This window comes from Chitinophagaceae bacterium C216, assembly GCA_028485475.2.
In the GTDB taxonomy this organism is placed as follows: Bacteria; Bacteroidota; Bacteroidia; order Chitinophagales; family Chitinophagaceae; genus Niabella; species Niabella composti.
In genome coordinates, this window is sequence record CP144143.1 from 416,797 (window position 1) to 439,899 (window position 23,103).

The 23,103-nt window shown below is 41.8% G+C and carries 19 protein-coding genes, 1 tRNA gene and 1 riboswitch; of the genes, 6 read left to right on the forward strand and 14 right to left on the reverse strand.

The window, feature by feature from the left end; all coding sequences use genetic code 11:
- Positions 1–23: 23 nt before the first annotated feature.
- The 5 genes from PIECOFPK_RS01710 to PIECOFPK_RS01730 form a co-directional block, all read right to left on the reverse strand.
- Positions 24–1,100: an efflux RND transporter periplasmic adaptor subunit gene (locus tag PIECOFPK_RS01710; RefSeq protein ID WP_409966366.1), complete on the reverse strand. Its 1,077-nt coding sequence runs from the start codon at positions 1,098–1,100 to the stop codon at positions 24–26.
- Positions 1,101–1,114: 14 nt separating this feature from the next.
- A complete protein-coding gene (locus PIECOFPK_RS01715) occupies positions 1,115–2,455 on the reverse strand; it encodes a TolC family protein (RefSeq protein WP_330974623.1) in 1,341 nt (446 codons plus the stop codon).
- Between the two features lie 6 nt (positions 2,456–2,461).
- Positions 2,462–3,064 carry a TetR/AcrR family transcriptional regulator gene (locus PIECOFPK_RS01720; protein ID WP_409966367.1) on the reverse strand — a complete coding sequence of 201 codons (603 nt, stop codon included), beginning with the start codon at positions 3,062–3,064 and terminating at the stop codon, positions 2,462–2,464.
- 299 nt (positions 3,065–3,363) lie between these two features.
- Positions 3,364–3,437 (reverse strand) — tRNA-Asn (locus tag PIECOFPK_RS01725).
- A 73-nt stretch (positions 3,438–3,510) separates the two neighbouring features.
- Positions 3,511–4,410: an aldo/keto reductase gene (locus PIECOFPK_RS01730; RefSeq protein WP_409966368.1), complete on the reverse strand. Its 900-nt coding sequence runs from the start codon at positions 4,408–4,410 to the stop codon at positions 3,511–3,513.
- A gap of 139 nt (positions 4,411–4,549) precedes the next feature.
- Here PIECOFPK_RS01730 and PIECOFPK_RS01735 point away from each other — a divergent pair, with 139 nt between their 5' ends.
- Positions 4,550–5,005, forward strand: coding sequence for a MarR family winged helix-turn-helix transcriptional regulator (locus tag PIECOFPK_RS01735; RefSeq protein ID WP_330974626.1), 456 nt, complete (start codon positions 4,550–4,552; stop codon positions 5,003–5,005).
- A gap of 33 nt (positions 5,006–5,038) precedes the next feature.
- On the forward strand, positions 5,039–6,256 hold the full coding sequence (locus PIECOFPK_RS01740; protein WP_330974627.1) for a glycoside hydrolase family 10 protein: 1,218 nt from the start codon (positions 5,039–5,041) through the stop codon (positions 6,254–6,256).
- A 2-nt stretch (positions 6,257–6,258) separates the two neighbouring features.
- Here PIECOFPK_RS01740 and PIECOFPK_RS01745 read toward each other — a convergent pair whose 3' ends face one another.
- Positions 6,259–6,918, reverse strand: a complete 660-nt coding sequence (locus PIECOFPK_RS01745) for a YceH family protein (protein ID WP_330974628.1) — start codon at positions 6,916–6,918, stop codon at positions 6,259–6,261.
- Positions 6,919–6,948: 30 nt separating this feature from the next.
- Positions 6,949–7,926, reverse strand: a complete 978-nt coding sequence (locus tag PIECOFPK_RS01750) for a 2-hydroxyacid dehydrogenase (RefSeq protein ID WP_330974629.1) — start codon at positions 7,924–7,926, stop codon at positions 6,949–6,951.
- A gap of 180 nt (positions 7,927–8,106) precedes the next feature.
- Here PIECOFPK_RS01750 and PIECOFPK_RS01755 point away from each other — a divergent pair, with 180 nt between their 5' ends.
- Both PIECOFPK_RS01755 and PIECOFPK_RS01760 read left to right on the forward strand, forming a co-directional pair.
- Positions 8,107–8,433, forward strand: a complete 327-nt coding sequence (locus PIECOFPK_RS01755; protein ID WP_330974630.1) for a PadR family transcriptional regulator — start codon at positions 8,107–8,109, stop codon at positions 8,431–8,433.
- A gap of 15 nt (positions 8,434–8,448) precedes the next feature.
- Complete coding sequence (locus PIECOFPK_RS01760) at positions 8,449–10,602, forward strand: PspC domain-containing protein (protein ID WP_409966369.1); 2,154 nt, start codon at positions 8,449–8,451, stop codon at positions 10,600–10,602.
- Between the two features lie 84 nt (positions 10,603–10,686).
- Here PIECOFPK_RS01760 and PIECOFPK_RS01765 read toward each other — a convergent pair whose 3' ends face one another.
- The 3 genes from PIECOFPK_RS01765 to PIECOFPK_RS01775 form a co-directional block, all read right to left on the reverse strand.
- Entirely contained in the window at positions 10,687–13,395 is a 2,709-nt protein-coding gene (locus PIECOFPK_RS01765; RefSeq protein ID WP_409966370.1) for a family 78 glycoside hydrolase catalytic domain, read from the reverse strand.
- A gap of 208 nt (positions 13,396–13,603) precedes the next feature.
- Positions 13,604–14,611 (reverse strand): GTPase ObgE, encoded by a 1,008-nt coding sequence (gene obgE / locus PIECOFPK_RS01770; RefSeq protein ID WP_330974633.1) that lies wholly within the window; start codon positions 14,609–14,611, stop codon positions 13,604–13,606.
- Positions 14,612–14,681: 70 nt separating this feature from the next.
- A complete protein-coding gene (locus tag PIECOFPK_RS01775; protein ID WP_330974634.1) occupies positions 14,682–15,131 on the reverse strand; it encodes an SET domain-containing protein in 450 nt (149 codons plus the stop codon).
- Between the two features lie 115 nt (positions 15,132–15,246).
- Here PIECOFPK_RS01775 and PIECOFPK_RS01780 point away from each other — a divergent pair, with 115 nt between their 5' ends.
- Entirely contained in the window at positions 15,247–16,341 is a 1,095-nt protein-coding gene (locus PIECOFPK_RS01780; RefSeq protein ID WP_409966371.1) for a mandelate racemase/muconate lactonizing enzyme family protein, read from the forward strand.
- A 24-nt stretch (positions 16,342–16,365) separates the two neighbouring features.
- On the forward strand, positions 16,366–18,597 hold the full coding sequence (locus PIECOFPK_RS01785; RefSeq protein ID WP_409966372.1) for an FUSC family membrane protein: 2,232 nt from the start codon (positions 16,366–16,368) through the stop codon (positions 18,595–18,597).
- On the opposite strand, the gene PIECOFPK_RS01790 is transcribed toward PIECOFPK_RS01785, so the two are convergent.
- From PIECOFPK_RS01790 to glpK, 4 genes are all read right to left on the reverse strand, one after another.
- Positions 18,584–19,678 carry an acyl-CoA dehydrogenase gene (locus tag PIECOFPK_RS01790; RefSeq protein WP_409966373.1) on the reverse strand — a complete coding sequence of 365 codons (1,095 nt, stop codon included), beginning with the start codon at positions 19,676–19,678 and terminating at the stop codon, positions 18,584–18,586. The two genes, PIECOFPK_RS01785 and PIECOFPK_RS01790, sit on opposite strands and share 14 nt — an antisense overlap.
- Positions 19,659–20,288, reverse strand: coding sequence for a nicotinamide riboside transporter PnuC (gene pnuC, locus PIECOFPK_RS01795; RefSeq protein WP_409966374.1), 630 nt, complete (start codon positions 20,286–20,288; stop codon positions 19,659–19,661). The genes PIECOFPK_RS01790 and pnuC overlap by 20 nt, the downstream gene beginning before the upstream one ends.
- Before the next feature lie 49 nt (positions 20,289–20,337).
- Positions 20,338–20,436: riboswitch (TPP riboswitch) on the reverse strand.
- 406 nt (positions 20,437–20,842) lie between these two features.
- Complete coding sequence (locus PIECOFPK_RS01800; RefSeq protein ID WP_330974639.1) at positions 20,843–21,550, reverse strand: MIP/aquaporin family protein; 708 nt, start codon at positions 21,548–21,550, stop codon at positions 20,843–20,845.
- 61 nt (positions 21,551–21,611) lie between these two features.
- The gene (glpK, locus tag PIECOFPK_RS01805; protein WP_330974640.1) at positions 21,612–23,102 is read right to left on the reverse strand and encodes a glycerol kinase GlpK; all 1,491 of its coding nucleotides are present in this window, start codon (positions 23,100–23,102) and stop codon (positions 21,612–21,614) included.
- Position 23,103: the final 1 nt, after the last annotated feature.

Here is a 23,103-nt window from a genome sequence, read left to right on the forward strand (position 1 = left end):
TGAATCATCAATTTTTCGAACACTTACTTAATAATCTGTATCGGCGTATTATTAAATAGATTTACCTGACCTGAAACAATCACTTGTTCATCGGCTTTAATACCATCAATAATTTCGATGTAATCGCCAAAGCTTCTTCCAGACTGAACCTTACGTTCCACCGCCTTGCCGTTTTCAACCACAAATACTTTGTTATCGCTTACACTACCTACAAAAGCGGCACGCGGCACTACCAATACGTCTTCCATCTGTCCTTTGCCAAAGTGAGCGGTACCATACATACCGGCACGCAGTTCATTGCCAGGATTGGGAATTTCCACCTCTACCGGGAAGTTCAATCCGCCTTCAGCCTTAGGTGCTATGAAAGTGATTCTTCCGGTAAATGTTTTATCAGGAATTACACTTACGGTTACCTGAACGGGTTGTCCCACTTTCAGGTTGATGACATTCTTTTCATCTACATGTACTCTAAGTTTTACAGAACTGATATTTACGATGTCAAAAGCAATCGTTCCTGGATTAACATAACTGCCGGGTTCTATTTTTCGGGCATTTACAATACCCGATACTGATGTGCGTATAGCTACATCCCCTGCAATCAGTTTAGCAGACTTTAAATTATTCAAAGCTGATTCGTACTGCAAGCGCATAGCATCCAGCTGTTGCTGTGTAACACCGCCTGTTGCAAATGCAGCTTCATAACGCTCCAAATTCATTTTGGCGTTCTCTAGGTTCGCCTGTGCATTAGCCACATTTACGTTTTGCTTATTACCTTCGATAATGGCCAGTGTCTGTCCTGCCTTCACAAAGTCTCCTTCCTTCACCGACACACTTACGATTCTTCCGCCGGTTTCAGCCCCCACACTTACTTCCTGCTTAGGAATAAAAATTCCGTTGGCAGTATGGCTAATATCTAATTTTCTTACTGCAGCAGTATCTACGCGCACTGCTACGGCGGGGTTAGTTTTAGCCACTTCAGCAGTAGCCGCTTGGTTAGCAGCTTTGTTTTTGTTGAGGATACTCATAATACCCAGCAACACGCCTACCATTACTGCTAGGGTAACGAATACTCTTACGATGGATTTTTTCTTGCTCTTCATATCTATTTGGACTATTAGTCGTTTAATAATGATTTTAAATTTCCGTTGGCTTTGATGAACTGTATTTCAGCAATCTTATAATTCAGTAATGATGTATTCAAATTATTCTGCGCATCGGCATATGCATTTTCGGCATCCAGTACTTCCGTAAGTGTAGCCAGACCGTGCTTATAGTTGTTCTTGGTATTATCCAGCACTTCTTTTGCCATCTGTACATTTCTACGATTAGCATCTACAGTGAGCAGGCTATTTTTGATTTGAGCCCTTGCGTTTTCATTAGCCAGGCTCAGTGCCAATTTGGTATCCTCCATCTGTACCTTGGCTTTTTTCAAATCCACCTCCGCCTGATTAATACGAGCACGGGTTGCACCACCATTGAAAATAGGTATGGACAGGTTCAATCCTAATGAGGAATAGGGTGACCCCTTTACCTTATCGGAATTAGCAAATATGGGAAAGCTGGAACCCATATTCAGATACCCCAAACTACCGTTGAAGCTTAAGGTAGGATAGTAGGCAGCCTTCTTGGCCTGCTTGTTTAATGTGAGCAGTTCAATTTGTTTTTCGAGCACTTTAATTTCGGTACGGTCGTTTACATTACCGCTTTGCATCAGTATGCTTGCATTAATGTCGAATGTTTCCTCAGGCAACACAACTTCCTTATCCATGTCCATACCGATTGCGAACTTTAGGGCATTCTCCGTCAACGTAAGTGAGTTTTGGATTTGCTGCAATGTGGCTTCCAGGTTGTTAATCGCCACATTAGTTCGGTCCAGATCTATCTTCCGGGCTAGGCCTGCATCTACCAAACCCTTAATCACCGCTCCGGTTTTTCGGGTATTTTCGAGATTGGTTTGCACCGTTTGTTTTTGCAATTGCAATTGAAATACTTGATAATAAGCATTAGCTACTTTTTCTATCAATTGCTCATCGGTAAGCTCTTTATTAATCTGATAAAACTCTCGGGTAGTACGAGCAGCCTTCAGTCCGGTGAAAACCGACTGGTTAAACAGCTGCTGATTTACTGTTACCACTGAGTTGGTCTGCCATTTCTGTCCGAAAGAAACCATCACGATTTCACCCGGACGCCCAATCAATTCGCCGGGAAGGGCGCTTTGTTGTAGAAGCGGATTGTAAGTAAGCCCCCCAGATCCGGTAATTTGAGGTAGTGCACTAGCCTTAGTTTCGTCAATCAAGTACTGTGCATTTTCTACATCCAGTTTAGCTTTTTGAGCTTCTGCTTTGTGCTCCAAGGCATATTGAATAGCCTGTTTTAGGGTAAGGACTTCCTGAGCTTCCACTGCTGGCACGGAAAAAATCACAGCCAGCAAAATCATCACGCGTTTTAGATTCATAATCAACTAACGAGTTAAAAATTTTCCTTCAAAAATGAATTCTAGCATTTGTTTCTGACACACGAGCACGCTGTCAATCTTTTCGGGATTGGGCAAGTGTGTCAGGTAATCTTCCAGTTTATGTGCTATTGAAATACTTCTCAAGATTTCAGCGATTTTATTACTTGCATCCACAGGATCTTTCAAAGCAATCTCCCCGCTTTCGATACCTTTCGTAATTAACGAGTGAATACTTTGCACATCTTTGTCCGATATTTCCTTCATCACATCTTTTAAACCACCGCCTTTTACCACCTCTTCCATTTCATGGGTTTGAAACATTACATACTTCTTATGCATAGCGGCGCGGGCGTCCAGTACCGCAAAAAAGGTTTGCATAAAACCACCTTCATAAGCTGCTATAATGACCTGCTCGTTCATAAAAACCTCCTCCACAATAGCCCGTAATACATCCTTAAAAATGGCCAGTTTATCGGCGTAATAGTAATAGAGGTTAGCTTTTGTAATATGTAAATCATCGGCCAGTTCGGAAAGCGTGGTCTTCTGATAACCAAAATGACCAAACCGCTTGATAGCAGCCTGAATGATTTGCTCTTTGCGTGTTTCCATTTAAACTTTTTACTATTTGACTTTTTTAATTGAAAAGTCAAAAGTACAAAAAAGATAAATTTTAGGGTTTATTAATGTAACCTTTTACGAAAGTTTAACAGATGACAATCTCTAAGACAGCAATAAGAGGTTCATATTCAGAGAATATCAGCATGGAAATCTTAAAGCCAATTAGGAAAGGAGCGCCTAGAAAATATTTTAAAGAGCCCCTGTTTTAGAGCGTTGAGTTAGTTGTTAATTCAGCCTAGCTGACACAAAAAAAGCAGTCACATACATATGTAACTGCCTGATTATCATCGCTCCCCCTGCTGGACTTGAACCAGCGACCCTCTGATTAACAGTCAGATGCTCTAACCAGCTGAGCTAAGGAGGAATATCGCCTTCCCTTTCGGGGCAGCAAAAATAAGGGTTTTTCTAATTCATTTCCAACACCTGCAAAAAATTTTTTATAAACGATGGTCTGTATACCGCTTTGCAGGCACTTGATGACCCAATTTTTCCAGAATTTCGGCGGGCACCACCATCTCTAAAGCCCCCAGCACATCCTCTAGCTGATGCAGTGTTCGGAAGCCGATGACCGCCGAGGCCAGCACCGCGGACCTTAAGACATAGTGTAATGCCAATGCGGTTTTATTGTAACCTTCTTGTAACAGGCTATTCATGGTTTGCTGAACCTGTGCCACACCTGCGGCGGTATGTCCTTGATAGTCTTTAGCCGGTTTGTCTACCAGTAGTCCCTGCGCCAGAACGCCCCGTGCAACTATGCTAATATGGTGTTGTTCCAGTAATTGCAGCATTTCTTCCTCCGGCCGACGGTCCAGCACACTATATTGAATCATTACACTCTGAATATTAGATAGCGCCGCGTACTTGCGAATCACATTGGGCCTTATACTAGAAATACCATAATAACGTATTTTCCCTTCCTGCACCAGCTGCTCAAAAGCTTCAATAGTTTCTTCAATAGGATCTTCTATAGTTCCTCCATGAAGTTGGTACAAATCGATATAATCCGTATTCAGTCTGGATAAGCTTTTTTCCACTGCACTGAGTATATAAGATTTGCGTGGATTCCAGTCCCAACCACTCCCATCTTCTCGCCATTGGTTACCTACCTTGGTAGCAATAATCACCTTATCACGCACAGGTTTCAGCAAGCGTCCAATGAGCTGCTCATTCTCTCCCTTATCATAAAGGTCGGCAGTATCAAAATAATTTACGCCTGCATCCAGAGCGCGATGTATCAATGCCTCTGCCTCCTGGCGAGAGCTTTTCAACAGAGACATACATCCAAAGCCTATCACAGAAGCCTCAATATCCGATTTACCAAGCTGATGATACTTCATTATATATCAATTTTGTTCATAAACCTGCAAATAACCTGCCGCAATTCTTTACCTACAACAACAAAACTATATCAGGAAATATCTATATTTAACCTACATTAGTCCCCTCCCTTTAGTAGGAATAAAAAAGATATCATCTATGACTATTGAACAAAAAATCCAACAAACTAAATTCACTAACCCCTATCAGAAGCTTGCTCTAAATTTAATATACACATGTCGCAATCTGGAGTTTTTCCTCAATCATCAATTTAAAAAACACGATCTTACCTCGCAACAGTACAATATACTACGCATTTTACGAGGCAGCAATCCTACACCACTATCCACTCAACAAATAAGAGAGCGGATGGTTGATAAGATGAGCGACACCAGTCGTATTGTTGATCGGCTTCTGTTAAAAAAACTGGTTACGAAAAAAATCTGTCATGCCGATAACCGTTTGGTAGAAGTGCGCATTACGGCCAAAGGATTGAAGTTGCTTCAGAAATTGGACAATGTGGACAACAGCTTGGCGGTATATTTAAATGCACTAACGGAAAGAGAAGTAAACCAGCTAAATAAGCTACTGGATAAAATTAATTCCAAATCCTGATTTCATTGGGAGCAACTGGCTATTTTTGCGATTATGCTTAATCGTAAAACAGTCCTATTACTTTGTTCAGCCCTTTTGGTACATTTTCTCTACGCGCAACCCCACTCCGAATTCAGAGGGGTTTGGATTGCCACTGTGATGAATATCGACTGGCCTCCTCAAAATGCCAGTGCAGAAGCTCAAAAGGCAGAGTACATTCGTCAATTAGATTTGCACCAGCGCAACGGCATGAACGCTGTAATTGTACAGGTGCGCCCTAGCGGTGATGCTTTTTTCCCTTCTCCTCACGAACCGTGGAGCCAATGGCTTACAGGAGTACAAGGCCGAGCCCCTGTTCCTTTTTACGACCCGCTTGCTTTCATGATTAAAGAAGCTCACAAAAGGGGCATGGAATTTCATGCTTGGTTGAATCCCTATCGTGCGGAATTTTCGATAGGTAAATCTTCTATTGCCCCTGAAAACAATATTAGAAAGAACCCACACTGGTATGTTACTTACGGAAATACTCGTTACTTCAACCCGGCCAACAAGGAAGTACAGCAGTTTGTGGTAAACGTAATTAAAGATATTGTAAGAAGATATGACGTAGATGCCATTCACATGGATGATTATTTTTATCCTTACCCTGTAGGCGGTAAGGATTTTCCAGATGATCATGATTATCGGGCATCTGGCACCACACTCAGTAAAGCCGACTGGCGCAGAAGCAATGTGGACTCAATTATTAAACATATCAATATCGCCATCAAATCCGTTAAGCCCTATGTAAAATTCGGTATCAGTCCCTTTGCAGTCTGGCGCAATCTGAAGGATGATACGCAAGGCAGCGATACCAAAGCAGGACTTACTAATTATGATAATCTATATGCAGATATCTTATTATGGCTGCGCAAGGGCTGGATCGATTATGTAACGCCACAGTTATATCGCGAGATCAACGATCCACTCATTCCCTTCGAAAAAATGGTAAGCTGGTGGGCGGCACACAGCTTCGGACGACATGTATACATAGGACATGGCATCTATCGTGCGCTGGAGAACAGTGCCAACTGGAAAAAGCCTACCCAATTGCCCGATCAGATTAAAATTGTACGCAGTACGCCGGGTATACATGGCAGTGTGTACTACAGCAGTCGCGTATTCAAAAGCAATCCCAACGGCTGGAACGATTCGCTTCGAAACAATTACTATCGCGAACCTGCCAAAGTGCCGGATATGCCCTGGCTACCGAAAAGACCGGCATGGGAATAAATTTACCCTTTCAACTCTTTTAATAAATCATAAAACTCAGCTTTTAAAGCTGCCAGCTCCTGTTCTACTGTAGTTAATCGTTCTTCAAGACTATTAGCTGCCGTTGCAACAACAGGAGTATTTTTTATATAGCTTTCCACAACTGATGCCTCACCGAAGAGATGCATGAAGCGAGCTTCTTTCTGTCCGGGTTGCCGCTCCAGTTGTTTCACAAACGGTACGGGAGCAGTAGCCAATTTTTCAAGAACACTGTGTACTTCAGCCAATCCTTCAAACTCGTATAACCTACCGGAATTACTATTGATTTCGCCGGGAGTAAGCGGTCCTCTCAGAAATAATAGGCACAGCACAGCTATTTCATCCGGAGCGAATTCGTAGTTTACCGCAATATTGTGTTTGTACTTTACAACCCGACTGGTGCCTCCCGTAACAGTTGATACTAGATTTTTACGCTTCAGTCTGTCCAGGCAAAGCGCTACAGTTTGCTCATCATAATTAACCACAGGATTTCTGGAGGTTTTCTGATTACAGGCGGCAGTGAGTCCGTTTAATGTCATCGGATAATACTCGGGTGTAGTTCTTGATTTTTCCATCAAGGCACCTAGTACGCGAATTTCTTCAGCATCGAGCTGGGGTAAAGATTTTATATCGATTGGTTCCATATCAACATATCATTTCTTTTCAATAAGGTGCTATCCTTCATACACTTCGGGGTTGACGATAGTAGGAAGTTTTTCTCCTTTTAATCCTGCTATTACATTTTTGGCAGCCATTATAGCCATACCATCGCGTGTCTCCTGAGTGGCCGAACCTATATGTGGCAAGATACATACATTAGGCATCATTAATAAAGGGTTAGAAGGATCCATCGGCTCGGGATTGGTAACGTCTAGCCCGGCACCCCAAATGAGGCCTTTTTCCAACGCCTCTTTCAAATCCGCTTCGTTGTGTAAAGCACCGCGGGCGGTATTGATAAAGATTGCCGTGGGCTTCATTTTTGCAAATGCTCCTTTATTAAAAATCTCTTTATTCGATTCGGAAAGATTGGCATGAAGCGACAACACATCACTTTCGGCCAACAACTCATCATAGCTCACGTACCTTGCTTCCAAAACCTCTTCTGCATGCAGATTGCGATTGCGATTATGATAGATGATGTTCATGCCATAAGCAGCCTTACACTTTTGAGCCATTTCAAATCCAATTTTTCCTAGTCCGAAAATGCCTAACGTTTTTCCGTATAACTCAATTCCTAAATCCGCTACAGGCTCAAATCCCTTCCATTTACCATCCAATATTTTTCTGTAATTATAAAAAGCCTTTCTACTTACAGCCAACATAAGCAGAAATGCAGTATCGGCAGTAGCCCGGCTCAACACATCGGGAGTATTACCCACCGGTATTTTCAATTGCGTAGCCATGGGTATATCTACATTATCATATCCTACAGCAAAAAGAGAAATAACTTTAAGATGTCGGCACCGCTCCAGAAAATGCGCATCTATTTTATTAAACCCTACACTCATCATTGCATCATATTGTTGACATACAGCAATCATCTCCTCTGAGTGCAGCGGTCTGTCGTCAACATGTACCGTTACTTCAATGCCGGCTTCTTTCATCAGGTTGATGCCAACTTCAGGGATTGCTTTTGTAACAAACACTTTCATATGCTGCAATATTTGTGTTAAAAACTGGTTTATGAACTGTAAACATACAATCAATTCTTCAGCTTGCAGTTATTCGCCCTTGCTTTTATGCCATTCACCGAGTTTTTGTGCCACACAAAGTACTTTGTATTGCCCACTACTAACGATTGCAGGTATCTTTGTTATACATCAGTAGTCTTTATGAATATCGAAAACACACAAAGCCAGATGCGAAAGGGGGTATTAGAATATTGTATACTCTCCATCATAAAGAGAGAAGAGCTTTACCCCAGTGAGATAGCAGAGAGAATGAAGCATGCAGGCTTGTCTATTCTGGAAGGCACATTATATCCTTTACTGACACGATTAAAAAACGCAGAAATGGTTACTTATCGCTGGAAAGAAAGCTCAGGAGGACCTCCCAGAAAATATTTTTCACTAACGGAAAAAGGTCACGAATTTTATAAAGAATTAAAACAAACTTGGGATGAACTTTCAGCAGCCGTAAATACGCTGACCCATTCATAAATAAAACCACCAAAAATGAAGCAAGTAATAAACGTAACATTAGGAGGCAGCAATATCGCTATAGAAGATACCGCATACGAAAAAGTGGTATCTTATATGGATAGCCTTCGACAGTACTTTCAGAACGAGGAAGGCAAAGAGGAGATTGTGGCAGATATTGAAGCTCGCTTCGCCGAGCTGATGCAGGAAAAACTGAAGAACGGAGCCCCGCATATCACTGAGGCTGACGTGGAGGAACTGATTGCCACACTAGGCCGACCGGAAGATTTTGATGCGAATGCCACCAAAAACACCGGCACCAAGGAGCAGGAATCTGATTTTTCTTTTGGAGAAAAACGTCGCCTATATAGAGATCAAAATAATAAAATATTGGGGGGCGTATGTAGCGGTATTGCCAACTGGTTAAATATTGACCCTACATTAGTGCGGATAATCTTTGCCATTGTTTCCTTTGGTGGTTTTGGAACAGGCATTTTTATTTATCTGGTGCTTTGGGTAATTCTGCCAGCTCGAAGCATGGACGTGTACAAAGGCAAAAGAATGTACCGCGATCCTGACAATAAATGGTTGGGAGGCGTGGCCAGTGGTATTAGTGCTTACTTCAATATCAACCCCAGTATTGTGCGCTGGGTATTGGCTATACCAGCTATGCTAAGTTTTTTGCAGGGCATTAATGCCTTTGGATGGCATGGAAGTCACCATCTATTTCCCCTATTGTTCAGTGGTCTCACCGGTACCTTTATTTTTCTTTACATCGTATTGTGGATCATTTTACCCGAAGCTACCACTCCATATCAAAAAATGGAGATGCGAGGCGAGCATATCGACATTAATACTATCAAGCAAAACATACAGAACTCCATGGGAGATGTAAATGAGCGTTTGAAAAACTGGGGCAATGAGGTAAAAGATTCTGCAGAAAGATTCGGACAAAGAGCCCAGAAACAATTTGCTTATACAGCACGCAGAGGTGGCCAAGGGCTAGGATATGTGCTCTCCATGATTATTAAAGGTTTTTTCATCTTGATGGTAAGCATTATTGCCATCACACTCATGGTCATCTTCCTAGCGTTTCTTTTCAGTGGAGTAGCGTTTGAACCTTTTCAGGACTTTTTATGGACCAGTGATACTCAAAAATGGCTGGCATGGGCATCTTTAATATTGTTTATAGGAGCGCCGGCGGCGGGCTTAGTAGTATGGTTATGCAGAAGAATCTTTAACATACATACACCGGGGGATTATTTGAAATGGACCTTCAGCGGTTTATGGGCCATTGGCTGGATTTGCATGATGTTTTTCTTTGCTAATATCTCCCGCGATTTTAGGAAAACCGAAGCTGTGGAAGAAACAGCATTTGCATCCACTCCGTCTGGCGACCGACTTATCTTTACAGTGACTGAACCCAAGCTGAGGTACGAAGGCAACTTTGGTTGGCTGAATACACCCACCGGCCATCTGGAGGGCATTAGTATTCACAATGATACTTTAATGATCTCTACTGTAAGCTTCGACTTTAAAAAAAGCGATGATAGCTTATTCCATATCAACATCATCAAAAATGCGATTGGAAAAGATAAGACTGATGCTGTAGAGCGCGCTAAACACATCAAGTATGATTTGTCTATACACGATAGTATTATAGATCTGGCTCCGGGTATTGCTGTCGATAAAAATAGTAAATACAGATTTCAAAGTGCTACAGTACAAGTAAAGGTTCCCGTGGGTAAAAAGATTTATATAGACGAATCGGTATTTAGTAAATTAAGTAAAGTGGACATCAACCACAATAACAACCGGCGATGGAATAGAAAATTCAAGCTGGTGTATAACAACTTTAGATCCTTGCGCGTCAATACAGATTATATCATGCAGAGCGATGGTATATTAAAAAGCACTGCTACTGATGATGATTCTGAAACATCTTACGATACCAATAAAGAAAACTATAGATGGAAAGGCATTAATAATAATGAACCCAACCATAAATTATATGCAAAACCATTACCACCTCCACCTCCGGCTCCACCAGCTGTAGACGATTCCTCAACACACGTATATAAATACGATCAAAGTCCTTCTGTAGAAGATATTAAGAAGCAGGAGCTTTTAAAAGAACTGGAGCGTAAACAGAAAGAAATCGAAGAGTTGAGAAAAAAATTAGAACAATAACATCATATCCAAAAACAAGATGGGTTGGACCATAATAGCCAACCCTTCTTATGATTTTCGCGTTCAGTTAAACTACTTAGCTCGTCACTTCCCTGTTATATCATTAGTTTCGAAACTATAGAGTCCCGAACCAGTTTTCACTACCACATAATTATCTTCTTTACCTACAACTTCAACGTCAGATACGTCGTTCAGCGACTTGCCACTTTCGGTAATGGCAGCTACCTCTGCTGCAGGAATTAAAATGGTGGCTTTAGTGTTTACCGGTATCTCAATAGTAAGTATAAACTTGCCATTCTCACTTTTCCAAGTGCTGCTTACGGTACCATAGTAGGTTTTCAAGGATGCAGATACATATGTAAACTTATCTCCCACATGTGGCTTAATTTGAATGTGCTTATAGCCTACTCCATCTTCATAAGTATCTATTCCGGCCATTTTTCTATACATCCAGTCTCCAATAGCACCGTAAGCATAGTGGTTGAATGAGTTCATACCTGGATTCTGGAAAGTACTATCGGGTTTGATACCATCCCATCTTTCCCAGATAGTGGTAGCACCCATCTTCACCGGATATAACCACGAAGGGTAAGTTTCCTGCAATAGCAGCTTATAAGCAACACTGTCATATCCAAACTTGGTTAGCACATGACAGAGATAGGGCGTTCCCAGAAATCCTGTGGTAAGATGATTATTGTAGCTCTCAATATTTTGCACTAAGCGTTTTGCTGCCTGCTGACGGAGCTCTTGCGGCAGCATGTCAAATTGCAGTGCCAGCACATAGGCAGTTTGCGTACTAGAAACTAGTCTGCCACTGGGTGTAACATATTCACGATTGAACGCTTTCTTAATACGATCCAGCAACTGTGAATATTCGGCGACATCTTCCTGCTTGTTTAAAAGCCGAGCTGTATTAATCAGCAATTGAGTAGAATGCGCATAAAAACACTGTGCTATAAGATATTTATCGGTAACAGCACTTTTGCCGTCATTGTCATCAAAAGGTCTGTAGAATAACCAATCGCCATAATGCCATCCAGAGTTCCAAAGATCGTCCTTGGCTGTACGACGTATACTTTCCACATAAGCCTTCATACTGTTATATTGTCTTTCCAAAATACGCTTGTCGCCATAAGCCAAATACATATTCCATGGCACAATGGTAGCGGCATCGCCCCAGCCCGCACTGTTGGCATTATTGCCCAATACATTGGGTATTACTTGAGGCACTCTTCCGTCTATCTGATCGGCTTCTACATCTTTAAGCCATTTTGCAAAGAAGTTATTAACGTTCATATTAAAGGCAGCCGTGCGTGAAAATGCTTGCGCATCACCGGTCCAACCCAATCTTTCATCGCGCTGAGGACAATCAGTAGGAACATCCAAAAAGTTACCTCTTTGCCCCCATTGAATATTATGCTGCAGCTGATTGATAAGCGGATGAGAAGTGGTAAAAGTTCCTGTAGTTTCCATATCCGAATACAAGGCAACAGCTTCGAAATTTTCGGGCCTCAATTCACCCGGATAACCTTCTACCTTCACGTATCTGAACCCGTACCAGGTAAAGTAAGGATGAAAGGTTTCTTCTCCTTCGCCTTTTAATATATATACAGCTTGGGCCTTAGCAGCTCGCAGATTCTCAATATAAAAATTACCTTTTTTATCGAGCACCTCTGCATGCGAAAGCACAATGCGATCGCCTGGCTTTCCTTTTACTTTCAATTTTACCCAGCCTACCAAGTTTTGTCCAAAGTCGATTACCTGCTCACCTGCCGGAGTGGTAAATATCTTTATAGGCTTGAAGGTTTCCTGCTTTTTTACAGGTTCATTTACGGTGGCAATCAGCACACTTTTCGACTCTTTCAACACATTTACACCGTACCAGGCCGCATCGTTATATCCCGATTTTGTCCATCCTTCTTTTTTGTTGCGGGCATCAATAATCTCTCCATTATAGATTTGGGAATAAAGAATTTCGCTGATAGCCGATTTCCAGGTACCATCTGTAGCTACAATCTCCTTACTGCCATCGGTGTATGTAATGTTGATTTGTAGGAGCAGTGCCAGTTTATTACCGTAAAGATCTCCATTGTTCCTCCAGCCCAATATGCTGCGATACCACCCATTGCCCAGCATCACACCTATAGCGTTTTTATTGTTTTGTAGTAAGCCAGTTACATCGTAGGCCTGATATTGTAAGCGCTTATTGTAAGAGGTCCATCCGGGAGTGAGCCAATATTCCCCAATCCGCTGACCGTTCAAGTAGGCTTCATACAGACCATGGGATGTAATGTATGCTGTAGCAGACTTTACTTTTTTATTAAGCGTAAATTCTTTTCGCAGTAGTGGTGCCGGACGATTTTCTGGCGTTTCATTAAATGCCGCCTGAATCCACTCTGCCTTCCATTCAAGAGTATCTAATAATCCGATATGAAAATAGGCCGGCGCACTCCAGGCAGATGTTTTTCCATGATTGTCCCATACTTTTACCTGCCATTCATATCGTGTATCGGAACGCAAAGGGCTCCCTTTATATGCTACATGTACGGAAGAGTCGGACTGTACTTTACCTGAACTCCATATTACTTGTTTTCCCTCCAATACTTTTATTTCATAGGCAGTTTGTCGAGTATTCCTTATTTTGGATTGAATCTGCCAACTAAAGCGGGGTTGTGTTTCTCCAAGCCCTATGGGATTTTTAAGGTTCTCCGTCAAAAGATGATTAACAGATAACTGCGCATAACCTGTCAATAACGACAAGCTAAGTGTGCATAATAAAAGGGTTCGTTTCATATTACGATGGTTTAAACAGTCATGGGAAACATAGGTAAAGCATAGTTTGCACTCCCTAGGTTTTTCATACGCTCCATTTACGATAAGCACATGGAATTAGCAATCTCCATCTCAGGCAAACAATTGTAAGGATTAAAGTTAAGAGGTACAATTATTTAACTATCATGTACTGTCATGCACATGATAGTTAAATTGCATATAAAGAAAATTAAAGCTCCGCTTCTTTCTTATTCAGCGCCTTCCACAATGCATCTTTCAATTCGGTGAGACCGGTTTGTGTAACAGAAGAAATAAACATGTGAGGAATGTGCTCCGGCATTTCTTTACTAATTGCTTCGCGAAGTTCATCATCCAGCATATCGCTCTTACTAATAGCTATCAACATTTCCTTATGCAGCAGTTCTGGATTGTATTGTTCTAGCTCGTTCAAAAGCACTTCAAACTCTTTACGATGGTCGGAACTATCTGCCGGTATGAGAAAGAGCAAAACGGGATTGCGCTCTATATGTCTTAGAAACCGATGTCCCAAGCCTCGTCCTTCGGCTGCACCTTCGATAATACCCGGCAGGTCGGCCATACAAAAGCTTCTTCCATCTCTATACTGTACAATTCCCAAATTAGGGGTAATAGTGGTAAATGCATAATCTGCAATTTTAGGTTTGGCGGCGGTTATAACAGATAAGAGCGTAGATTTGCCCGCATTTGGAAAGCCTACCAGCCCTACATCGGCCAATACTTTTAGCTCCAAAATTTTCCAACCCTCTACACCGGGTAATCCCGGCTGTGCATATTCAGGAGCCTGATTGGTTGCAGTAGCAAAATGTGTATTGCCCCATCCGCCCTTACCTCCAGGCAACCATATTACCTCCTGCCCGTCTTCCAGTATTTCTGCCTCCTTTTCGCCGGTTTCTTCATCCATGGCTATAGTACCTAACGGCACTTCCAGTATAATATCTTTTCCGTTGCGTCCGGTACGATTGTTGTGGCCGCCGTTTTCGCCGTCTTCGGCCAAAACATTTTTGTGATAACGCAGGTGCAGCAATGTCCACAGGTTTCTGTTTCCTCGTAATATAATATGACCGCCGCGACCACCGTCGCCACCATCAGGTCCCCCCTTCGAGTTAAACTTATCTCTTAAGAAATGTTTGATGCCCGCACCGCCATGTCCGCTGCGACAAAAAATACGTATCTGATCAACAAAATTACTTTTCTCCACTTCCGAATATTTAGGGCAAAGATAGGTCGGGAAGTATAAAGCTCAGATGAGAATATGTGTTGAGCTGTGTTTAGCGTTGTTTCTTGGAAGCTTTCTTCTTCTGCTCTGCCTGTTCGATTTTTATATTTTCCTTCACTTGCCGCCAATAATCCTTGCCATAGGGTACTAATACTTCACTACCGGCAGGAATATCTTTGGCTGCTTTTATAAAAACCCGGTCGCCATCTTCGTAATAAATAGCGTTGTTTCTCAGGCCAGGTACACGAGTGAGTCCCTGAGCATCATTAGCATAGCGGCCGAAAGATTTTACATCATCCTTAGCATCTATTACATGATCGTCGTCAATATAGTAAATATAAGGATTATCCACATCGTCTTCAACCTCGGCCCAGGTTGTTTTACGTCCTACATACTCGGTGATAATCGTTCCCTTTGGTACATCTACCAATACAAACAACCCCTTACCAGCGTTAGGAATAGTGGAGGTTTTCACCTTTAAGTACTTTGCAGGAAGACTCATAGTTTTCAGAAATGCTGTGCGAATATATTGCAATTGCAATTTGCAGTAAAAATTATTTATGTATTAAGGTCAATCTTTCGAATATTATTCGTCAGTTATTATGTATTTTTAGAGCATGCAGAAATCAGCCATCATCACCGGTATTGAGCTACATAAAATTTCCATTCCCCTAAAAAAACCCTTTGTTATCTCTCTGGGACCTCTATATAGTGCCGACAATGTAGTAGTAGTAATACATACGACTGAAGGTATTACCGGATGGGGAGAGTGTAGCCCTTTCATGAGCATTAACGGAGAGAGCGCCGACACTGGCCTGGTTGTAGGAAAGTATTTTGAAAAACTATGGCTAGGCAAAGATGCCTTGCAGATAGAAGAGCGCATTAATGAGCTGGATGGTTTGATATATGGAAATAACAGCATCAAAAGTGCCTTTGATATGGCGCTTTACGATATTGCTGCACAGCAAGCAGGAAAACCATTGTACCAATATCTAGGAGGAAGAAAAAACAAAACAATTGCCACTGATTATACCGTTAGTGTGGGTGATGCCGCACAAATGGCTGCCGACGCGCTAAAAATTAAGGAAGCTGGCTTCCCCGTAATTAAAGTTAAAATAGGCAAAGGCGGGGCAGCAGATGTAGAACGGATCAGAGCAATCAGAGAGGCAGTAGGCTATGATATTCCCCTGAGAATCGACGCCAACCAAGGTTGGCAGTTTGAGGAAGCGGTGGAGGCGCTTAAAGCGATGGAGCCCTTCAATATTCAACACTGCGAAGAACCTTTACCACGCTGGGATTTTATGAAGTTGCCCGAACTTAGAAAGCAGAGTCCTATTCCTATCATGAGCGATGAAAGCTGTTGTGATCCCCACGATGTGAAAAGACTAATAGACCTGAAAGCTTGTGACCGTATCAACATCAAACTGGGAAAAAGCGGAGGTATCTTTAAAGCTTTACAAATGATACAGCTTGCCGAGGCTGCTAATATGGAAATTCAGATAGGTGCTTTTTTGGAATCACGTATTGCGATGAGTGCATTTGCCCATCTAGCCTTATGCAGCGACAATATTGTGTATTACGATTTTGACACAGCCCTTATGTTTAATGAAGACCCGGTGGAAGGAGGTATCCGATATAAAGATAAAGGCGTGATAGAGGTTCCTGAAACACCCGGGATCGGAGCTACATTATCGGCGAACTTTTTAACTTAGAATAACTGATCATTTTTTTGACCGGTGGACTATATAAAAGAATATCGCAAGTTTGTCAACAGCTACTATTTTAATGAGGCTATTCGTATTACCATTGGTATTACGCTCCCTGTTATTGTGTGTAATTATTTTGATAGGCTTCAGACGGGATTAATCCTTTCACTGGGAGCACTAGCCGTAAGTACTTCGGATATTCCCGGCCCCATCGGCCAACGGCGAAATGGTATGCTGGCGTCGATAGGACTCATCTTCCTGATATCTCTTATAACCGGATTTATCAATCAGTACCATATACTACTGGGCTTCGAAATTTTGCTTTTTTGTTTTATGCTCAGCATGATCGGAGTGTATGGGGCTCGTGTCAATGCCGTGGGATTTGCGGGTATGCTTATTATGGTGATTAATCTGGATCTCCACATGGAAAACTCCCAGGTATTAATGCACAGTGCCACATTAGTAGCCGGCGGTTGCTGGTATATGATACTGAGTTTGGCTTTGTTCGGTGTAAGGCCTTATAAAGTAATACAACAGGCGCTTGGGGATTGTATTATTTCCATAGGAGATTATTTTGCTACTCGGGCGCTGTTTTATGATAAAAATGCTGATTATGACAGCATATATAAGCGATTAATGGAACAGCAGCAGCAGATTGAAGACAAGCAAAGTCTACTGCGTGAGATGATGTTCAAAAGCCGCAGCATTGTCAAAGAGTCTACCATTACCAGCAGAACCTTATTAGTAATCTTTTTAGAATCGATTGACCTTTTTGAAAAAGCTGCTGCTACGTTTTACAATTACCAGTCCATGCATAAACGCTTTGATGAAAGTGGCATTCTAGAAGATTTCAGGCGTGTGATTGATGTAATTGTGGATGAACTGCATCTTATCGGCTTAGCTGTACAAAGTGGAAGGCCTACACGCGCATCCAGAAGGCTGAACAACGAATTAAGAGTGCTTAAAGAGCGATTTGAAAATTTTGCCAATGATTACCGAAAGCCCGAGTCGTTCGACGCCATCGTAAACATGCGCAAACTATTACAGTCGGTAGAAGATATTACATTGCGCATATACACCCTGCATCATTATACTCGATATGACATCAAAAAAGTTCAGAAGTACAAGTTATCCGACGATTATCAATATTTCGTTAACAAGACGGATTTGAATATTCAAACTCTAAAAGAGAATCTCTCTTTAAAGTCCAATACTTTTCGTCATTCTATCCGTGTTACCATAGCCTGTCTGCTGGGTTATATCGTAGCGCATGCGCTTAAATTGCAGTATAGCTACTGGGTTTTGCTAACCATCATTGTAATTTTAAAACCCACTTATAGTGTAACCCGACAAAGAAACTATCACAGACTGATAGGTACTTTTATAGGAGCTTTAATAGGACTAGGATTATTGTTTATTATTCCCACACAAAATGGCAAGTTTGCTGCCATGATTGTGCTGATGATCATCACCTATAGCTTCATGCGTACCCGATATCTGGTAAGCGTAATATTCATGACCGCTTATGTGATGATCTATTTTTATCTGCTAAACAGCCATCATTTTTATGAAATTTTCAAAAGTAGACTGATTGATACTACTGTTGGATCGATTATTGCGCTTACGGCGGCGTATGTACTGGTACCTTCTTGGGAAAGAAGGCAAATCAGTATTTATATGGTAAAAGCGCTTATTGCCACCAAAGCTTATTTCGAAACTGTGGCCGGAATTTTTGCCACAGGGCAGTTAAATGAAAGAGATTATAATATCCGGAGAAAAGATGCGTTCATTGAGCAGGCTAACTTGTCCGGAGGGTTTACCCGGATGATGAACGAACCTAAGAGCAAACAGGGCGATATTAAACGCATCCACCAGATGGTGGTGCTCGTCTACACCCTCAACTCGCACATTGTTTCCTTGGCAGCCATGACTAAAGGATTTTCTAATGTATTTCCTCATGAGGATTTTAGTGCCATCAAGGACGATATCATCGCCGATCTTAATGAGTCTATCTCCTTAATCGAAAACAAAGGGAAAGAAATTCAGGAATCAAAACATAATGATGCTCCAATGGAGCTGAAACACGAACTGAACGAACTGATCGAAAAACGAAGAAGAGAATTACAACAAGGGATCATTGATACGGAAACGCGAAAGATGCTGACCACCTTTAAACCCGTTGCCGATCAGTTTTTATTCATCAGTCGTATAGCCGAAGACATTAAGAAGTTGGCCAAACGATTTGCATCTAACGGTATGTAGAGAAAGTCAAAAGCCCATGCTGGCTAGCTGTAAATATATCTCTAAATATTTTGTTGACCTCCGTATTTTCGTTGGCTGCAAATAATCCGCAATAAGGTAATATTTCTGCAGCAGCCTGTCTACAGGTTTGTACTAAAAGGCGACTTTTATGCCGTACACTGAGCAAACGTGATTGCCTCAATCTTCCTTTCTGCAGTAGTTCTGCCCAAGAATGATCAGCTATTTTATAAAAATCAGTCGCAAGCTTATTGATTTTTTGCTGATGGACCCGAAGGATTGTTTTCGCCTCCTTGAACTGCAATTTATTAATTCGATTAAGTTCGAACCTCTGCAGTAATATGTTGTTGGTCTCTTCCAGTAAATGATTTACCATACCCAAGGTATTTACAGCAATGGTGGTTTCTGCAAAAGACATAAATGGATAGTGGTAAATATCATGCTTCAATGTAGTATGCGCGGTATCGATAATAAAACTTCGCTCAGGTTTTACCTTGAGATCTTTAACCCTAAAGCTATGGCTGGCTGTAGCCCTGAGGCCTATAGTATTCCAGTCTTCCAAAACCTCTACCTCGTTTTTCTTAAAGAAGAAAGAACGTACCAATGGTTGCCCTTGCTCTGTAAGTACAGTTTTGCCGTCTTTTTCAATAATACAATTAGCTGTAAAATGAGTAAGATGTGGAGCCCCTGTAGCATATTTCCAACATCCATTGATGATATATCCATTCTTCACCAGGCGGGCAACGCCGTTCACGGCACCACTTCCTCCTAGGCATACATTTTTTTTACTGAAAATTTTGGCGCCAGTATCTTCTTCAATATATCCTACAAACAGGTTGGCTCCTGCACAAAGGGTTACGGTCCAGCCCAGACTTCCGTCCACGTAAGCCAAGGCTTCCTCAACACGCAATGCCTCAGGAAGACTCAGCTCCAAACCATTCAAGTGTTTAGGCACAAAAAGTTTAAACCATTGCCTCTCATAAATGATATTTAAAAGCGCGGGGGTTAAAGCGCCTGCTTTCTCAGATTTCTGACATAATGTTCTCAAATGAGAGACTTCTTCCTTATTCAAAACTAAACTCATGAACTTGTTTTTGTTTTTTCAAAATCCTACTCCAATCTCTATAACCCAGTATAGCTACAATAAAAAGAAACAATGTTAGTAGGGCATACAGAGGCAATTCTTTATAAATCAAAAGCGGTATAGCAAAAGCATTACTGATATTGAGCAATATCCAATTTTCTATCTTGCGTTTTGCAAGCAACCACATTCCAGCCCAAGCAGTGGCACTCACCCACGAATCAAAAATCGGAACGGTAGAATCAGTAAACTGTATAAGTACAAAATACAGCACAAAAAATGCAACCACTACAATTCCTGTAGTCACAAGCCAATCCGATCGATTGGCACGAGTAATATGTGTTAAAGCATTATTCCCTTTCTGCCAGCGCCACCAGCCGTACACGCTCATCACAAAATAATAGAAATGTAATGCACTTTCGGCATACAACCCGGCATGAAAAAAAATATAAATGGAGATAAGTACGGCAATAATGCCACAAGGATATAACCATACTTTATTAGCTTTAGCCAACAATACTTCGGCCACACCAAAGCTCACGCCAATCCATTCCAATAATGGTACGGCTTTAAGCTGCTCCCAAAAAAGAGAAATCCAATGCTGAATGCTCATAATTCCCTGTTGTTATAGACAACTCACAGGGATGTCTGGATAATATAATAGACAGAAGATACTTCAACTCCCTACGCCAGCATTACCTGGATCAGGTTCTTTGGGTATAATCTCAGCCCGTTATATTAAGGCACCCCATGAGCAGCACAAATATAGGATGAAAAATACTGTAAGAAGAAATATCGTATAAGGTTTTATATTTTATTTAAGAAGCTTTGACAAGATAAAAATGATTTACAGCAGGATATACTTTAATCATATTGGACTAATTGAAAATTGAAATGGACATTACATGTAGGCCCCGTAAGGCCTTATTATTTTATCTATCATGCACATTTGGGTAACGAGCTTATCGAGCATGAAAGGGGGCCATGTGTGCTTTGGCAAGTTTCCCCCAACATCTATTATTAATACCAATGAAGTAGCAGCATGGGAATATGCAAAATAAATGAGGTGTAGCCTGACATTCAGACTACACCTCATCATTTTATACTCCTGGTTCCGAATTATCGTTGAGAAAATAATGCCCGAGAGTATACTACCACAAAAGTTTCTTATACTAATAAATCAAAAACTATCGCAGCTAATAATCCTCCAATAATTGGACCCAGAACGGGAATCCAGCTATAAGACCAATCGCTGCTTCCTTTTTTACCAAGTGGTAAAATAGCATGCATGATACGAGGACCTAAGTCTCTTGCCGGATTGATAGCATATCCGGTAGGACCACCCAAGCTTAAACCTATAGCTAATACAATCAAAGCCACAGGTAACGCCTCTAACGAACCCACACTGCTGGCCGGTGCGGACAAAAACAGTGCTCCGAATATCAATACAAAGGTTCCAATGGCTTCGGTAATCAGATTATTGATAGGGTTGCGAATTGCGGGGCCGGTACTAAAAGTTGCCAGCTTAGCACCGGTATCCTCCGTTTGCTCATAATGCTGTTTGTAAGACAGCCATACTAGCAAGGAGCCTAACATAGCACCCAGCATTTGCCCGGCTATATACTGGCCTACAGAAGAAGCGCTTATTTTTCCTAAATAAGCCATGGCAATAGTAACAGCTGGATTAAGATGTCCTCCACTATGCGCGGACGTAATAAACACTCCCGCAAACACAGCCATGGCCCATCCAAAAGTTATCACAATCCATCCGCCATTATTGCCTTTTGTTTTATTTAGCAGTACGTTAGCTACCACACCATTACCTAACAGAATAAGTATGGCGGTGCCGATTAATTCACTGGTAAAAATATTCATATGGAGCATTTAAAGGTTAAGGAACTAATTATCCAATTGCCAAAAGCATCGCAGCGATTTCTTACTCTGCCCAAGCTTGTGCGGCTTTAATAGCACGGGCCCATTCTTTCTGTAATGTAGCTCGTACTTCGTCTTTCATGCTGGGTTCAAACACACGCTCTTCTTTCCAGTAAGCCTGCACTTCATTGATATCCTTCCAAAAACCGGTGGCCAGACCTGCTAAATAAGCCGCTCCCAACGCCGTAGTTTCAGTAACAGTGGGTCTTACCACTTTTGTATTCAGAAGATTGGATTGAAACTGCATGAGGTAATTATTGATAGTAGCGCCCCCATCCACGCGCACCTCTTTAATGGTAATGCCTGCATCAGACTCCATTGCCTTCAATACATCCATAGTTTGGTATGCTATGCTTTCAACAGCGGCACGTGCTATATGCCCGTCGCTGGAGCCTCTGGTAAGGCCTACAATAATTCCTCGAGCATGCTGATTCCAGTAAGGCGCGCCCAAGCCTGTAAATGCCGGTACCATATACACGCCTCCATTATCATTTTCTGTAGCTGTCAAAGCTTCTACATCGGAAGACTTCTGAATAAGTTTCAGTCCGTCGCGTAACCATTGTACCACAGCACCCGCAATAAACACGCTTCCTTCCAGTGCGTAATACACTTTATTATTAATTTTCCAGGCGATGGTAGTAAGTAGATTATTTTTAGACTCTACAGGTTTAGTACCGGTATTCATCAGCATAAAGCATCCGGTACCATAAGTATTCTTCACCATGCCTTCGTGTATACACATTTGACCGAATAGTGCCGATTGCTGATCTCCTGCAATACCGGCAACCGGTATTTGCGCAGATGTTAGCAACTGTTGTGTATGTCCGTATACTTCGCTGCTGGAGCGCACTTCGGGCAGCATATTACGCGGAATATTCATAATCTTCAACAATTCATCATCCCAATCCAGAGTATGAATATTGAAAATCATGGTGCGTGATGCATTGGTTACATCGGTGGCATGTACCTGACCATTGGTAAGCTTCCATAAAAGCCAAGTATCAATAGTACCAAAGCAGAGCTCGCCTTTTTCCGCTTTGGCGCGAGCCCCTTCTACATTATCCAGAATCCATTTGACTTTTGTACCGGAAAAATAAGCATCGGTAACCAGGCCGGTTTTTTCTTTGATGATAGCGGCAGTACCATCAGCCTTTAATTGATCACAATAGTCGCTGGTACGTCGGTCTTGCCAAACAATAGCATTATATATAGGCTCCGATGTATTACGATCCCATACTACTGCGGTTTCGCGCTGATTAGTAATACCTATAGCGGCAATATCAGTAGGTGCTATACCAGCTTTTGTAATGGCCTCTGCAGCAACACCAATTTGTGTACTCCATATTTCATTAGCATTATGCTCTACCCAACCGGGCTGAGGAAATATCTGTGTAAATTCTTTTTGAGCAACAGCAACAATATTACCTGTCTTATCAAATACTATGGCACGCGAACTAGTAGTACCTGCATCAAAAGATAGAATATATTTTGACATA